Genomic DNA, 14894 nt, shown 5'->3' with positions numbered 1-14894 from the left:
GTCGGGGCGTCGGGTCAGCCAGCCATGAGCCGGGCCAGGGCGGGATAGAGGAACAGCAGCAGGAAGCCGATGGACAACAGCGCCACCGGAGCGGTGAGCTTCTCGCTGGCGGTGTTGGCCGCCGCCTCCTCCTCGGCCAGCAGCTGCACCCGCAGGGAGGAGGCGCGGGCCCGCAGCGTGTGCGCGATCGCCGCCCCATCCTGGGCGGCGACCACCGCGATGTCGGCGACGTCGGCCAGCTCCCCGACGCCGGTGTCCGCGGCCAGCCGGCGCAGCCCGTCCCACGGCGGGTCACCGCCGAGCCGGGCGGCCACGAGCGCGTCGGAGATCCGCCGGAACACCCAGCCCTCCCCCAGCGCTGCGGCCCGCTCCAGGGCGATGGTGGGCCCCTCGCTCGCATCCCGCCGCAGGCTGACCAGGTCCAGGTACGAGCACAGCGCCCGGCGCATCTGCCCGCGCGCCTCCGCGGCCTGATCCCGCACGACAAGGTCGACGACGAGGAACAGCACCCCGGCCAGCGCCAGCGACCCCAGCACCGGCACCACCACCGGAAGCCGCACACCCGCCGCGCCGAGCACCGCGGCGAGCAGCGGCACGAACACCGCGCCGAACACGGCCACGCCGACCTTGCGGGCGGCGTACCCCTCCGGCGTCCAGCCGATTAACGCCAGGGACGAGGACGGCGCCCGCAGGCCGGCGGCGGCGAGCCGGGCCGCGGCCCAGGGGCCGGCGCGGCCGGCCGCCCGCGCCCACCGATCGCCGGACTGCGGCACGGGCATCGTCGCGGGAGCCGACGCTCGCCCGTCCAGGCGGGCCAGCGCGTCGGACAGCCGTGGCTGCTCGACCACCAGGGCCGCGCGGACCAGCAGGAAGACGCCGAGCCCGAGCAGCGCGCCGCAGCCGATGAGCATCGCCTGGCCGCCGCTCATCGCGCCGCCACCTCCTCCGGCTCGACGGCCGGCCGCCCGGCGCGGTCGCGGTCGACCAGGAAGCGCGGGGACGGCGCGGGCACGGTGAGCCGGCGCATCCACAGCAGGCAGCCGACCATCAGCCCGGCGATGGCGGCCAGCACCAGCTGTCCGACGGCGCTGCCGTAGGGCGTGAGGTAGTCGCCGTTCAGCGCCGCCAGTCCGGCCGCGGCGACGGTGATCAGCAGCAGCCAGCGGGCGTTGGCGCGGGGCTTGGCGCGGTCGGCCTCGACCTTGCGGCGCATGGTGACTTCTTCGGTGAGGCTGTGCGCGAGCTCGGTCAACACGCGCGCCAGCCCCGGCCCGCGGAGCTCGGCGCCGAGCAGCAGCGCGGCCACCACCAGGTCACCGGCGGCGTCGTCCAGGTCGTCGGCGAACGCCAGCAGCGCACGGGGGGTCGGCCAGCGGGCCTGCAGCCGGGCGGCCAGCGTCGCCACCTCCGCCTGGATCGGCTCGGGCGCGGTGCGCGCCGAGCGGATCAGCGTCTGCTCCAGGCCTCCGCCGGCGGCGAGCACGTCGGACAGTCGGCGCACCCATTCCTGCAGCGCCTCCAGCCGCTCCACCGCGGCGTTGCCGGTGGCGAACTGCGCCAGCAACCACGGCACACCGACCACCGCTCCCCCGGCGAGCACGCCGCCCACCGGCCATCCGGACGCCAGCCACACCGCGGCCGCCACCACGGCGGCGGCGCCCCACAGGACCCGCTGCCGCCGCGCCGTCCGCGGATCGAGGCGCGTCGAGGGACTGGGTCGGCGGCGCGAGGGCCGGGCCGGCGCCTCCGCGGCGGTGAGGGCATGCGCGGCCAGCAGCGGGCCGCTGACCAGCAGGGCCCCGCAGACCGCGGCGAACAGCACGCTGCCGCTCACCGCCGTCCCCCCGTCGCCGCGGCCCGGCGGCCGTGCCCGGATCGCAGCCAGTCGGCGTCGAAGCCGACCCGCAGGTAGTCGGCCAGGTCCACCGGGTCGTGCTCGCCCACGGCGCGCCCGTCCGGGCCCGGGGCGAACACCTCCGTGACCGCCGGGCGGCCGCCCTCGCCCAGGCCGTTGCACTCGACGACCTGGCTGACGAACCGATGCCGCGGCCCGCCGATCCACCGCTCGTCGACGGTGGTGAGGTGCACGACCAGGTCGATCGCCGAGGCGCAGGACCGGTACGCGTGCTCGGGGGTCACCGCGGCGCGGCCGCGCATGCACAGGTTGGCCAGCCGCTCGAAGGCATGGCGCGCCGAGCGGGCGTGCAGCGTGCAGGCCGAGCCGCCCTCCGCGGCCTCCATGACCTCGATCAGCGGCCAGGCCTCCTCGCCGCGGACCTCGCCCAGCCACACCCGGGACACGTTCATCACCAGCGCCTGCTCGACCAGTTCGGTCAGCGTCACCTCGCCGAGTCGGCGACCGTCCGGGCCGCGCTCGCCGGTGCCCTCCCGGGCCTCGAAGGGCACCACCCGCGGATGCCGGTCGGGCAGCTCGTGCAGCAGCAGCTCGAAGTGCTTCTCGATCGTGGCCAGGTTCTCGCTCACCGGCAGCTCGTTCGCCAGGGCCCGCAGCAGCAGCGTCTTGCCGGCGCCCTGCCCGCCGGTGACCACGATGTTCTTGCGCGCCCGCACCGCGGCCCGCAGGAACTCCGCCAGCGGCCGGTCGATCGCCCGCAGGCCGACCAGGTCGTCGAGGTCGACGTTGCGAATCCGGTGCCGGCGGATCACCATCTGCGGCCGCGGCACGGTCTCGATCACCGCCGCCAACCGCGACCCGTCCGGCAGGCGCATGGTCAGCAGCGGGCTGGCCGTGGTCAGCGTCCGCTCGGCGCGGCCCAGCCGGGCGGCGATGTGCTGCAGCTGCCGGACCAGGTCCTCGTCGGAGTCGGCGATCGGGTCGGCCCGGACGTCGCGCCCGTCGGCGTAGCCCAGCCAGACGTTGTCGAAGCCGTGCGCCTCGATGTTCTCCACCTGCGGGTCGTCCACGTAGGGCTGCAGCCGGCCCAGGCCGAACTGCGCGGCGAACACCGCCTCGGCGATCGCGAGCTCGTCGGCCGGCGTGGGCACCGCTTGGCCGGTGCGCATCCGCTCGCGTACGAGCTCGTCGATGCCGTCCTGGATGAGGGTGCGGGCCAGCTCCTGCTGGGCGGCGGAGCTCAGCGCCGGGCGGCGCTTGAGCTCCGCGGCCAGTTCTGTCGCCGTCGTCTCGTGCAGCCGGCGCACCAGCGTCCAATCCACCGAGGCGGTTGGCTCGTCCGCAGCTCGGGATGCGGCCGCCGTCGTCCGGTGGGTCACGGGCTCAGCGACCACGGCCGCCTCCGACGGTGGTCTCGGGTGCAGATCGAGTCGCCGGCGGCGGGGTCAGCCGGCCCTCGTGCGCCTCCGCGAACTCGACCAGCCGGACCGCGACGGAACGAGCGGCACGCAGCAGGGCCGACTGAGTGAACAGCCGGCCGGCCGGAGCGCCGTCGCCGAGCACCGCTGCCGCCCGGGGATCCCGCGGCAGCACGCCGACGACCGGCACCCCCAACGCGTCGGCGATCTCCCGCTCGCCATAGGGCTCCCCCGGCCCGATGACGATCGCCGCCACCGCTCCCGGGTGCGGGGCCAGGCCCGATCCCTCCTCGCGGAATTCGGCGACGGCCTGCGCGGCCGCGCGCACCGCGCGCAGCGTCGAACCGGTGACCACCACCACGGCGGCGGCCCGACGGACCACGGCGTGGGGGAAGTGCTCGGCCCGGAGCCGCCCGCAGTCGGCCACCACGTCGACGGCACCGTCCTCCATCGACGCGAGCACGGTGGCCAGCCGCTCCCAGTCCACGTGCCGGGCGGTGGCCGGATCGGCCAGACCGGGCAACAGCCGCGCCCGGCCGGCCGCGTCCAGCTGCAGGAGGTGAGCGTCCAGCTGTCCCGCCATCTGGCCGCGCCGTGCGACGAACTCCAGGTCGGCGAGCCCGCCCGCGGTCAGCTGGGCTCGCCCGTAGCCGGCCAGCACGTCACCGCCCGCCGGATCCAGCTCCGCCAGCACCACGCCGCGCGGCCAGGACAGCGTCAAGGCCAGCCCGGTGGTGGTCACACCCGGAGCGCCCTTGGCCGAGCTCAGCGCGATCAACACGGCGGCGCCCTCGCCTACTCGCCGGCCACCACGACGATGGCGATCAGGCCCGCGGCTGCACGGGCCGCGACGTCCGGCCCGTCGGCGGCGTCGAGAAGCACATCCACCACCCGCAATCCGTCGGTGCCGGGCGCCCCGGACTGCACGACCGTGGCGGCCACCGTGCGGGGCGGCGCCGCCGCGTCGGGTGCTGCTGCCCCGCCGCCGCCGGTCACCGGAACGAGGAGCACGTCATCCCCGGGCCGCAGGGGCGTCGCGGGGAGCTGGACGGCGGACACCCCGACGCCGACCAGCTGCTGGCCGGGCGGGGGCAGCGGCTGCTCGGTCAGCGCCTCGCGGGTGAGGAGCGACCCCGGGGTGAGGGTGGTGGCGGCGACCATGCCGATGACCCGGTCGCGGTCGCCGTACAGGATGGGTGTCAGCGCCGGATCGGCGGACACCCGCGCCTCCACGAGGTCGGCGGCGGTGATCTGCTGTCCCCAGGGCACCTCCCGCGCCACCGCGATCACCGGCGCCGTCTGCCCCAGCGACGTGGCCAGGTAGGCGGCCCCCACGGCACCGAGAACCACCATCGCCACCGCCAGGGCCAGCAGCGCCGGACGACGGCGGCGGCGCGGTGGCGGCAGCGCCGGCGCTCGGGACAACCCGTTGGCCGCCGCCACCGCACTCGGCGCGGTGGGCCTCGGAGCTTCCGTGCGCGTCATCGGCTGCCGCCGTCCTGGTTGAGGACGTGCAGCTCGCCCACGAACAACTCCGCCGACGACGACAGCTCCAGCGTCTCCGTGCCCGAGAGGCCGCCACCGGACCAGGTGATCGTCCACGTGCTGGTCGCCGTGACCGGCCACGCGCCGCCCGGCACGTGCCGGCTCGACGCCTGCGCATACACGTGGCCGCAGTCCGGCGAGGCGCCCGCCGCTCCCGGCGAGTATGGCGTTCCGGCGCCACAGACGATCGCGGTGCCATCGCCCATGTCCCAGACGATGCGACTCACCTCGCCGACGGCGGTGACCGTGACCGCACCGGCCGACACCGACTGCCGGGTCGGGCCGAGGAACTGCTCGCCGCGCTCGGTCCACATCCACACCGGCAGCCCGACCAGCCCGCTGGTCGAGCCCGGCGGCGGCGCCATCCGGATCTCCGGTGCCCGCATCACCAGCGAGGCGATCGCCTGCTCCGCCAGGACTCGCGGATCCACTGGGGGTGCCGGCGGAGCAGCGCCGTTCGCCACGTAGACGAGCAGCGTGCTCAGGCCCGGCCCGTCCGTCCGCGGACACTGCTGCACGTACATCACGCCGTCGGCCGGAGAGCGCCCCTCCCACAAGGCACTCGTGGTCGGAGGCTGTGGCTGGGCCACGGTGTACGTGCACGGGTTCGTGGATGAGTTGCTGCCGCTGCTCGCCCTTCCGCGGGCTGTCTGCGTCTGAGCTGCGGCCGGGTTCGAGTCGCTAGAAGCGCCGCCGCCTCCCGGGGTCGACGCCCACAGCAGGCACGCCCCTGTCCGGGGGTTGACCTTGGAGCACTCAACCGCTGGCTCGGCTGCGGCTGTGCTCGGAGATGCCATGCTGATGAACCCAGCCGCCACGACCGCTGCGACCAGGCGCAGGCCGCGCCTCAGCACGGCCGATCCGTCAATGGCTCGAGCGTGGTCACGAGCCACGGTTCTCCGGGCTCCGACAGGAACTGGACGACGGTGATGTCCCAGACGTACTTGGCCGGGGTCCCAGGGGGGACTATCTCGCCGGTCTCGATGTTGACCGTCTGAGCGCTCTGACTGTCGTAGCAGCCGGTGAGTTCCACGGTTGGTCCCTCGGGCGAAGTCAGATCAACTCCGGCGACCCGTAGATCCACTGCAGAGTCACCCTCCTGCCGAAGCCCGAGGGTCGCGTAGTCCCGCACGGACTGGACCGTTAGAAGGGCCGCTGGATCTGCGGCGTACTGGCGAATCTCTGGCTCCCAATCTCGAGCGCCTGGGTCTCGACTGGCCGCATCGCTGACTCGAAGTAGCTCCTCGAAAGTCCGGGTTGCGGCCGCAGCCGCCTCTCCCTGGGGAGTTGAAGCCTCCGACGTCCCAGATGGCGACGTCGGGGCGGACGAGGGCGAAGTCGTCGCGCTCGGCGACGACGCCTCCGGAGCGGCGGCTTCGCCGTCTGCGCAGCCCGTGAGGGAAAGGAGGGCAAGGAATGCGCCGGTAGCCCACCGCGGTGGGGTCATCGCGTATGCCCTTGCTCAGTCCGCAGGCCAGGCTGCAGACCGCGGCTCACTGTCACCGATCGATGTGCAGGAGTCGACCGCACGTCGGCCCGTGTCACGCTCGACGATGTCGTGCGGGCCATCGGAACCTCCCGGGCAACGGTGGCGGGAAATTACCACCGGAGACCGACGGGAAGGGTAGCCCGAATCTCCAGTAGTTCTCCGGTCAGCCGTTGGACGGCGCCACGGGCGCGTGGTCACTGCGCGAGCGACGGATCGCGGCGCGGACTCGGGCGGCGTCCACCCGTAGGACTTCGGCGACGGCTCGGAGCGCGTCGTCAGTGGGCTCGGTGCCGGGGCGACCGTCTTCCAGGCGCACGTAGGTCATGACCGACATTCCCGGAGCGGTTACCTCGTTCGTGGCCAGACCCGCCGACAGTCGAAGAGCCGCCAAGGGGGGATCGGCGGGATCGACGTCGAGGAGATGCAACGGGTCGACGCCCAGAGCGGCGGCCAGCCGGGGTACGAAACGAGGCCGCGGTCGTTCGAGTCCTGCCTCCCAGACCCGGATCCGCGCCGGACTGGAGAGCTCCAGTTCCGTGGCCAGCTGTTCTCTAGTAAGTCCTCTGGCTTCTCGAGCAGCCTGCAGGCGGTCGCCTCGAAGCAGCGGCCGCGCCATGGCAGTCCCCCATCACCTGTTCGGTGACACCCGCCCCGTGGCGCTGCAGGCTAGTCCCCCTGCCGGCTCGATCCTTCGCGCTGCGCCGTCCGTGCCAGGTCCGCAGCTCGACTTCCGTCGCCTGCCCTTGGGGCGGGGCTGGAGTCTTGTCTTCGCCCCGAGGCGGCGGGCCGGTCACGAACTGGAGGCGGACCCGAGACCACTCCCTGATCGTCGACGGACGAGCAGGACGCAGGCTGATTGCGCCCTCGACGGTTCGGCCGTCGCCGTGTGACCGCGCAGGGATGGGGATGTCATGAGTGATCCGCAGCGCCTCCGGGACGTCCTGGCGAAGGACCCGCTGCTGCTGACCCCGGAGGAAGCCGCCGAAATTCTCCGCGTGGGGCGCACGACGATCTATGCGCTCATGAAGTCGGGCGGCCTCCGGCCCGTGCACATCGGCCGCAGCTGCCGACTCGCACGGGCCGAACTGGAGCGCTACGTCGCCTGTCTGCAGTCAGCTCCACCGCCTCCCCCGGCCGAACGCGACGGTCGACCCGGCGCAGGCGCTACCACAGACCATGACGGTCGGCTCGAGCTCGTCCACAGCCCGCCGGACATTCCGTGACGTCTGTGAAAGTCCGGTCGCCGGCCTAGCGGCGCACCTGACACTCGTCGTTGCGTGAATGGCGACGGAGGAGCCGATCAGTGAGTCCCAGGGCGCGGACCTCGTCGTCGGCGAGGAGGCGGGGCAACAGCGAAGGCTCGGCCCCTCGCCGCCGACCCGACGGTCGATGGCAGATTAACCTCCGCGTCACCGACGAGGCCGGCAAGGCCAGCCGGCACACCGTCTACGGCGATACGGCGCAGGACGCGCGCGACAAGGCAGCAGAGATCCGGAAGCGGGTCGAGGGCGGCCACCCGGCGCGCGACCGGCGGGAGACGGTCGCGGCCTTCACGCTGCACTGGATCGACACGGCGCTGCAGGCCTCCGAGCGCAAGCGGAACACCAAGATCATGTACGCCGGCGTCGCACGCACCCACATCCTCGGCAGCTCGCTCGCCGATCTAACGCTGGACCGGGTCCGCCCGTCGCACGTCGAGGGCTGGATCGTCGGGCTGCGCCGCAAGGGGCTGGCCGAGTCGAGCATCCGCTCCGCCTACACCATCCTGCGCGCCATCCTGGACACCGCCGTCCGTGACGGTGCGCTGGCGACCAACCCGGCAGGAGCCATCCGCCGGCCCCGGGTCACGGTCAGGGAGGCTCCGCACCTGACCCCCGCACAGGTCGGGGAACTGCTCCGCGCCGCGGAGGGCAGCAGGTACGCCGGGCTGTTCGCGTTCCTGGTGCACACCGGCCTGCGCCGCGGCGAGGCGCTCGCCCTGCGGTGGGCGGACGTCGACTTCGCCAACAACCTGCTGCGCGTCCGCGGCACGCTGGCCCGGATCGACGGCGAGCTGCTGGTCACCGAACCGAAGACCGCCAAGTCCAAGCGGTTCGTGCCACTGTCCGAGCCCGCCGGCCAGCTGCTGCACGACCAGCAGATCGCCCAGGCCGAGGAACGGCGCCTCGCGGGCTCCGCGTGGCGGCAGACCGGGTTCGTGTTCACCACCGAGTTTGGCGAGCCCTGCGAGCCGCGCAACGCCTTCCGGGCGCTCCGGGTCGCCGCCGCCAGGGCCGGGCTGCCGCACGCCGGGCTGCACACCCTCCGCCACTCGGCCGCCAGCGTGATGCTGAGCCGCGGCGTCCCGCTCAAGGTGGTCTCGGAGATCCTCGGGCACTCCTCGATCGCCATCACCGGCGACATCTACGGCCACGTCTCCCCTGACGTCGCCCGCCGGGCCATGGACACCCTCGGCGACGCCTTCGACCGGTAGCCACCAGGCCGTCACACCCCCGGGGCGGCGGTCGCTCTCCGTCACCGGCGGATCGGGCGCGCGAACGCTGCACATCTCCGTCCGAGGCCCGCGCTGACCGGTCCCGCGCGTACTTAGGGTGGCCTAATGGTGGTCAAAATGGTGGTCAAACCACCCCCGGAACGGGTCAGGGGCCGTTCCGGATCTCTCCGGACACGGCCCCTGAGCTGCGGTTTCCCGCTGTCGGGCTGACAGGATTTGAACCTGCGACCCCTTGACCCCCAGTCAAGTGCGCTACCAAGCTGCGCTACAGCCCGAGCGCCGGGCGGCTCGCACCGCCCGATCGCTGCAGGAGCAGGTTACCGCACCGCCGTCGCGCTCCCGACCGGTGGTCAGCCGCGCGCCGTCACCGGGCTGTCCGCGGCGGCGAGCACCTGGCGCAGGGTGGCGGCGAAAGCCTCCGGCTCCCCTGGCTGGCCGTACTCGTCGCCGAGGAAGCCGCCGTGGTCACCGGGGAACACGGTGGTCGTCATCCCCAGGCGCTCGGCCAGTGCGACGGCAGCGCGGTGCGCGAGCTGACCCTCCGAGCCGACCCCGGCGGCGACCACGATGCGGGTCGACGCGGCACGCAGGGCGTAGACGTCGTGCACGTGGTGGGTGCAGGAGACGAGGTTCTGCCCGAGCAGCGGGTCGTCGCGGGTGCCGTCGTCCTCGGTCGGCAGGCCGAACGCGGCCGGGTCCGGCGCCGGCTGCTCGGCGAAGTCCGCGGGCACCGGCCCCTGGTGGCCGACCAGCTGGATGAACATCGCCATCGCCGGGCCCACGCCACTGCGCCGGTAGGTCTCGTGCAGATGCCGGGAGGCCGCCAGGGCCTCCTCCCGGTCCGGGAGGAGCTGAGCGGCCGGGGGCTCGTGCGCCACCAGCGTGCGCACCTGCTCCGGGTGCCGCGCCACGAGGACCAGCGCGTTGACCGCTCCCCCGCTGCTGGCGAAGACGTCCACGGGCCCGTCGCCCAGCGCCGCGATCAGCCGCGAGAGGTCGTCGGCGTGTTCCTCCGGCGTGCTCACCGACGCACCGTCGGTGCGCCGGCTGCGACCCACCCCGCGCGGGTCGTAGGTGACCAGCGTGCGGTCCGGCAGGTACCCGGCCAGCGTGCCGAACCCCTCGGCGCCCATCGGCGAGCCGATCAGCAACAGCACCGGCTCCGGGCCCGACCCGGGGCGGACGTCGTAGGTGAGCACGGCACCCGGGACATCGAGGGTGTGCGTCTGCGCTGCGGGCATGGCCGGCCTCCGGGAGGGCTGTCGAGGACTGTCGTCCTGCAGACCCCCGCCGGAGGCCGGACTCATCGCCGGCCGCTCAGCCCCTCTGCTTCTCCGTGCCCCGGCCCTCGCGGACCTTGACGGAGATCTCGATCGGCGTGCCGTGGAAGCCCCACTGCTCGCGCAGCTTGCGCTCCAGGAACCGGCGGTAGCCGGCCTCCAGGAAGCCGGTGGAGAAGACGACGAACCGCGGCGGGCGGACGTCGGCCTGCGTCACGTACTTGATCTTCGGGGCGCGCCCACCACGGGCCGGCGGCGGCGTCTCCTGCACCAGCGCCCGGACGTAGGTGTTGAGCTCCGCGGTGGGGATGCGGGACTCCCACGAGGCCAGCGCGTCGCGCAGGTGCTGGGCCAGCTTGTTCACCCCGCGGCCGGTGGCGGCGGAGATGTTGACCCGCGACGCCCACTTGACCCGAGCGAGGTCGCGCTCGATCTCGCGCTCCAGCTGGGCGTGCCGGTCCTCGTCGAGGGTGTCCCACTTGTTGAAGGCCAGCACCAGCGCCCGGCCGGCCTCGATCACCTGGGTGATGACCCGCTGGTCCTGCTCGCTGATCACCTCGTCGGCGGCCAGCAGCACGACGGCGACCTCGGCGGCCTGGATGGCGGCCTCGGTGCGCAGGCTGGCGTAGTACTCCATGCCGCTGGCGGTGTTCACCTTGCGCCGCAGCCCGGCGGTGTCGACGAACCGCCACTCCTCGCCGCCCAGCGTGACGATCGAGTCGACCGGGTCGACGGTGGTGCCGGCGACGGAGTCCACGACCGAGCGCTCGTCCTTGGCCAGCCGGTTGAGGAGGCTGGACTTGCCCACGTTCGGCCGCCCGACGAGTGCCACCCGGCGCGGGCCGCCCTCCTCCAGCTGCTCGCGCGGCGCCTCGGGCAGCGCGTCGAGCACCAGGTCGAGCAGGTCACCGCTGCCGCGCCCGTGCAGGGCGCTCACCGGCTGCGGCTCTCCCAGGCCCAGCGACCACAGCTCGGCGGCGTTGGCCTCGCTGCGCTCGTCGTCGACCTTGTTGGCCACGACGATGACCGGCCGGTCGCTGCGGCGCAGGATCCGCGCCGCAGCCAGGTCGGTGTCGGTGGCGCCGACCGCGCTGTCGACGACGAGGACGATGACGTCGGCGGTCGTCATCGCGTACTCGGCCTGCCGGCTGATCGAGGCACCCAGCCCGGCGGCCTTCGGGTCCCAGCCGCCGGTGTCGACGACGGTGAACCGCTTGCCGTTCCAGAGCGCCTCGTAGGTGATGCGGTCGCGGGTGACGCCCGGGACGTCCTGCACCACCGCGGCGCGGCGGCCCAGGATCCGGTTGACCAGCGTCGACTTGCCCACGTTCGGGCGGCCGACGATCGCCACGACCGGCAGCGGTCCGCCGTTGCTCTCGGTCATCGCCGTGCTCCCACGGCCGACTGCGCCAGCTCGACGACGCGGTCGACGACGCCCTGGCGGTCCAGGTCGGTGCTGTCCACGATCATCGCGTCGGCGGCCGGGCGCAGCGGGCTGTCGGCCCGGCTGCTGTCGTACTCGTCGCGGCGGCGCAGGTCGACCGCCAGAGCGGCCACCTCCTCCGGCGTCGTCAGGCCGAGCTGGGCGGCCCGGCGCTCGGCCCGGGCCTCCGGCGCCGCGGTCAGGTACACCTTGAGCGTCGCGTCGGGCAGGACGACGGTGCCGATGTCGCGCCCCTCGACGACCACCGCGTCCGCGGCGGCCACCAGGGCCCGCTGTTGGTCGACCAGCCGGCGGCGCACCGCGGGTACGGCCGAGACCGCCGAGACCGCACGGGTCACCTCCGCGCCGCGGATCCGCACGGCGACGTCGACGCCGTCGACCTGCACCAGCTCGGTGTCCGCCGCCGTCCCGACCTCGATCCGCGCCGCGGCCACGACGGCGGCCACGGCCTCGGCGTCCTCCGGGTCGATGCCGGCGTCGAGGACGGCGACCGTCGCCGCGCGGTACATCGCGCCGGTGTCCAGGTAGGCCGCCCCCAGCCGCGTGGCCACGGCGCGCGCGACGCTGGACTTGCCCGTCCCCGACGGCCCGTCCAGCGTGATCTGGCCCCGGAACCCGCTCACTGCGCTGTCGCCCAGCGCAGTGGTCTCCGCTCGCTGGCGCTCGCTCACTGCGCTATCGCCCAGCGCAGTGGTCTCCGCTCGCTGGCGCTCGCTCACTGCGCTGTCGCCCAGCGCAGTGGTCTCCGCTCGCTGGCGCTCGCTCACTGCGCTATCGCCCAGCGCAGTGGTCTCCGCTCGCTGGCGCTCGCTCACTGCGCTATGTCCCGTCGCAGCGCCACGGCTCCACGCAGGTACACGTGCTGGATCTCCGCGCGCGGCCGGTCGGTCTCCACGTGGGCCATGAGCCGCAGCACCCGCGGCAGCGCGTGCGGGACGCCGATCTCGCTGGCGCACATCAGCGGCACGTCACCGAATCCCAGCTCCCGCGCGGCCAGCGCCGGGAACTCCGAGACCAGGTCGGGGGTGGCGGTGAACAGGATGCTGATGACGTCATCGTGCTGCAGCTGGTTGCGCTCCATGACCGTGCTGACCAGCTCGCGGGTCGCATCGAGGACCAGCTCCCGGTCGTCGGCGTCCACCTGTGTCGCACCCCGGATGGCTCGGACGGCCACTACCACTCTCCTCGATCGATGCGGGGCACGGGTCGCCGTGCCCCTCGGTCGAGTCTAGGTATGCCGCGCCAGTCGCCCCGGCCGAGGCCGAGAAGGAGAGCGACGCGCGGTCAGGAGATCGGGAAGACCTGCCCGTCCCGGGCCACCGTCACCGGCCCGTCGAACGTGGTCCGGGCGGCGCCCGCCCACTGCTCGTCGGTCGCCACCCCGGCCAGGTGGCTGAGGACGAGGTGCCCGACGCCCGCAGCCGCCGCGACCCGCCCCGTGCCCTCCGGTTCGGTGTGACTCTCGGCGAGGTGGTCGATGAACTCGTCGGGGTAGTCCGGGTTGCCGCGGTAGAAGTCCAGGTAGACCGCCTCGTGGACCAGGACGTCGGCACCGCGGGCGAGCTCGACGACGTTGGCGTGCTCGGCGGTGTCGCCGGAGAAGGCGACCACCCCGTGCGGCGTCTCGAACCGGAACCCGTAGGAGGGGTACACCGGCGGGTGGTCCACGAGCGCGGCCAGGATGCGCACCCGCTCGTCCTCGTACACCAGGAACGGCGCCATCGGGGGCGCCAGCGGGCCACGCGGCCCGGCGCCCACCCCCGCGGGCAGCGCGATGTCCTCCGCCACGACCAGGTCGGGAAGGGGCGGGCGGGCCTCGTCGTACACGCGGATGTTGACGTCGTAGGCGTAGGCGGCCAACAGGGCGGCGACGGTGTCCTCCGTGCCCGGGGTCGCCGGGGTGACGACGGCCTCGGCCCCCTCGGGCAGCGCGCCGGCACCGCCCGGGCCGAGCACCCGGAAGGGACGGGTGAAGCCGTCCACCGGGGCGCCCCAGTTGAACAGGAGCAGGCCGGGCAGCTCGGCCGTGTGGTCGGAGTGCATGTGCGTGAGCAGGACGGCGCGCAACTCCGACATCGGCAGCAGCGCCTCCACGGCCTGCCGCACCACGCCCAACCCGCAGTCGACCAGGTAGAGGTGCCCGTCGACGACGACCGCGCTGGCGATCCCGCGGCGCGGGCTGCGCACCGCCGGGCCCGCGGCCGTCCCCAGGGTGACGAGGACGGTCCCGGTGGCCGGGATCGGCTGGGGTTCGTCGGGGTCAGGCGTGCTCGCCCGCGCCGCGCCACCGAGGACGCCGCCCAGCACGCCACCACCGGCCACCGCGGCGCCCACCGCGAGCGATCCCCCGAGGAAGGAGCGGCGGGTCGGTCCTCCAGCGGTCATGGGGTCCCCCAGACGCGAACGGCAGCCGGTGTCCCCAGGGTCCGAGCCGACCGCGGACCTGTCAAAACCGCGCGGGTCCGCCCAGCGGGCGGATGCCCCACGTCCCCGTCGTCGACTCGCCCGGCTCCAGCCGGCGCACCGCCTCACCGCTGCCGAAGGCGTCGGGCGGGCAGGTCATCGGCTCGACCGCCAGCCCGCGCCGGCGCCGTGGCTCGGGCAGCACGTCGCCGGTGAACAGCTGCAGGTACCCGTAGTGCTCGTCCATCCAGACCGCGACGCCCCGGCCGTCCGGGCCGAGCAGCCGCACCTCGGCCCGCCCGTCGGGGCCCCGCCCGAGGTCGGCGAAGCAGGAGTCGACGACGAGGTCCCCGATCCGGCGTCCGGCCCGCAGGTCGTAGGGAGTGCCCTCGACCGGCACCGCCCGCGTCGGCAGCGCCCGCTCGTCGGTCTCGATCCGGGTGGCGCCGGGGGCGACCAGGGTGCAGTCGTCCAGCCGCGGACCGGCGAGGACGTAGGGGTGGTGGCCCTCTCCGTACGGCAGCGCCCGCGTGCCCTCGTTGGTCGCGGTCGTGGTCACCGTCAGCCCGTCGGCCGAGAGCGCGTAGGCGACCCGCAGCCGCAGGGTGAACGGGTAGCCCGGCCGCGGGAACAGCAGGTGCTCCAGCACCACCCCGTCCGCGGCGCGCTCGACCGCCCGCCACGGGACGAACTGCACGAGACCGTGGATGGCGGTGCCCCGCTCCGGCTCGGTCACCGGGGTGCGGTGCTCCTCGCCGTCCCAGGTGTAGACGCCGTCGCGCAGCCGGTTGGGCCACGGCGCCAGCACGTGGCCGCGGGCGGCCTCCGCCATCTCCTCGGGGCCGTAGCCGTCGAGGACCTCCCGGTCGCCCACCCGGTGGGTGCGGAGTCCCCCGCCCACCTCGACGACCGTCGCCTCGGCGTCCCCGCAGCGGAGGACGAACTGCTCCCCAGTCGGCAGCACGC

At 74.1% G+C, this 14894-nt stretch carries 16 protein-coding genes and 1 tRNA gene; 2 read left to right on the top strand and 15 right to left on the bottom strand.

Annotation, left to right across the window (positions count from 1 at the left end):
• Positions 1 to 14 precede the first annotated feature (14 nt).
• From CRP39_RS14520 to CRP39_RS14485, 8 genes are all read right to left on the bottom strand, one after another.
• Complete coding sequence (locus CRP39_RS14520) at positions 15 to 929, bottom strand: type II secretion system F family protein (protein WP_097207103.1); 915 nt, start codon at positions 927 to 929, stop codon at positions 15 to 17.
• Positions 926 to 1834, bottom strand: a complete 909-nt coding sequence (locus CRP39_RS14515) for a type II secretion system F family protein (RefSeq protein WP_097207102.1) — start codon at positions 1832 to 1834, stop codon at positions 926 to 928. Before CRP39_RS14515 ends, CRP39_RS14520 begins: the two co-directional genes overlap by 4 nt.
• Positions 1831 to 3177, bottom strand: a complete 1347-nt coding sequence (locus tag CRP39_RS14510; protein ID WP_245853878.1) for a TadA family conjugal transfer-associated ATPase — start codon at positions 3175 to 3177, stop codon at positions 1831 to 1833. Before CRP39_RS14510 ends, CRP39_RS14515 begins: the two co-directional genes overlap by 4 nt.
• A gap of 61 nt (positions 3178 to 3238) precedes the next feature.
• Positions 3239 to 4054 carry a CpaE/TadZ family protein gene (locus CRP39_RS14505; protein WP_097207101.1) on the bottom strand — a complete coding sequence of 272 codons (816 nt, stop codon included), beginning with the start codon at positions 4052 to 4054 and terminating at the stop codon, positions 3239 to 3241.
• 14 nt (positions 4055 to 4068) lie between these two features.
• Positions 4069 to 4758: an SAF domain-containing protein gene (locus tag CRP39_RS14500; RefSeq protein WP_097207100.1), complete on the bottom strand. Its 690-nt coding sequence runs from the start codon at positions 4756 to 4758 to the stop codon at positions 4069 to 4071.
• Positions 4755 to 5249 carry a hypothetical protein gene (locus CRP39_RS27645; protein WP_245853877.1) on the bottom strand — a complete coding sequence of 165 codons (495 nt, stop codon included), beginning with the start codon at positions 5247 to 5249 and terminating at the stop codon, positions 4755 to 4757. Before CRP39_RS27645 ends, CRP39_RS14500 begins: the two co-directional genes overlap by 4 nt.
• Before the next feature lie 416 nt (positions 5250 to 5665).
• Entirely contained in the window at positions 5666 to 5851 is a 186-nt protein-coding gene (locus CRP39_RS27640; RefSeq protein ID WP_245853876.1) for a hypothetical protein, read from the bottom strand.
• 619 nt (positions 5852 to 6470) lie between these two features.
• Positions 6471 to 6923, bottom strand: coding sequence for a helix-turn-helix domain-containing protein (locus tag CRP39_RS14485; protein WP_097207098.1), 453 nt, complete (start codon positions 6921 to 6923; stop codon positions 6471 to 6473).
• 295 nt (positions 6924 to 7218) lie between these two features.
• On the opposite strand from CRP39_RS14485, the gene CRP39_RS14480 reads away from it, so the two are divergent.
• Both CRP39_RS14480 and CRP39_RS14475 read left to right on the top strand, forming a co-directional pair.
• The gene (locus CRP39_RS14480; protein WP_097207097.1) at positions 7219 to 7530 is read left to right on the top strand and encodes a helix-turn-helix domain-containing protein; all 312 of its coding nucleotides are present in this window, start codon (positions 7219 to 7221) and stop codon (positions 7528 to 7530) included.
• An 80-nt stretch (positions 7531 to 7610) separates the two neighbouring features.
• Positions 7611 to 8780, top strand: a complete 1170-nt coding sequence (locus CRP39_RS14475; RefSeq protein WP_097207096.1) for a tyrosine-type recombinase/integrase — start codon at positions 7611 to 7613, stop codon at positions 8778 to 8780.
• A 222-nt stretch (positions 8781 to 9002) separates the two neighbouring features.
• Here the strand turns inward: CRP39_RS14475 and CRP39_RS14470 are convergent.
• The 7 genes from CRP39_RS14470 to CRP39_RS14440 form a co-directional block, all read right to left on the bottom strand.
• Positions 9003 to 9076, bottom strand: a tRNA-Pro gene (locus CRP39_RS14470).
• A 75-nt stretch (positions 9077 to 9151) separates the two neighbouring features.
• The gene (locus tag CRP39_RS14465; RefSeq protein ID WP_097207095.1) at positions 9152 to 10042 is read right to left on the bottom strand and encodes an alpha/beta fold hydrolase; all 891 of its coding nucleotides are present in this window, start codon (positions 10040 to 10042) and stop codon (positions 9152 to 9154) included.
• Positions 10043 to 10118: 76 nt separating this feature from the next.
• The gene (der, locus tag CRP39_RS14460; protein ID WP_097207094.1) at positions 10119 to 11465 is read right to left on the bottom strand and encodes a ribosome biogenesis GTPase Der; all 1347 of its coding nucleotides are present in this window, start codon (positions 11463 to 11465) and stop codon (positions 10119 to 10121) included.
• Positions 11462 to 12196, bottom strand: coding sequence for a (d)CMP kinase (cmk, locus tag CRP39_RS14455; RefSeq protein WP_245853875.1), 735 nt, complete (start codon positions 12194 to 12196; stop codon positions 11462 to 11464). Before cmk ends, der begins: the two co-directional genes overlap by 4 nt.
• 140 nt (positions 12197 to 12336) lie before the next feature.
• The gene (gene aroH, locus CRP39_RS14450; RefSeq protein WP_097207092.1) at positions 12337 to 12699 is read right to left on the bottom strand and encodes a chorismate mutase; all 363 of its coding nucleotides are present in this window, start codon (positions 12697 to 12699) and stop codon (positions 12337 to 12339) included.
• A 110-nt stretch (positions 12700 to 12809) separates the two neighbouring features.
• On the bottom strand, positions 12810 to 13910 hold the full coding sequence (locus CRP39_RS14445) for an MBL fold metallo-hydrolase (protein WP_097207091.1): 1101 nt from the start codon (positions 13908 to 13910) through the stop codon (positions 12810 to 12812).
• A gap of 61 nt (positions 13911 to 13971) precedes the next feature.
• Positions 13972 to 14892 carry an aldose 1-epimerase family protein gene (locus tag CRP39_RS14440; protein ID WP_245853874.1) on the bottom strand — a complete coding sequence of 307 codons (921 nt, stop codon included), beginning with the start codon at positions 14890 to 14892 and terminating at the stop codon, positions 13972 to 13974.
• Positions 14893 to 14894: the final 2 nt, after the last annotated feature.

The sequence above is a fragment of the Geodermatophilus sabuli genome, assembly GCF_900215145.1.
GTDB classification, from domain to species: domain Bacteria; phylum Actinomycetota; class Actinomycetes; order Mycobacteriales; family Geodermatophilaceae; genus Geodermatophilus; species Geodermatophilus sabuli.
The sequence above is the reverse complement of the archived record's forward strand: the minus strand, read 5'-3'. Positions and strand labels throughout refer to the sequence as shown.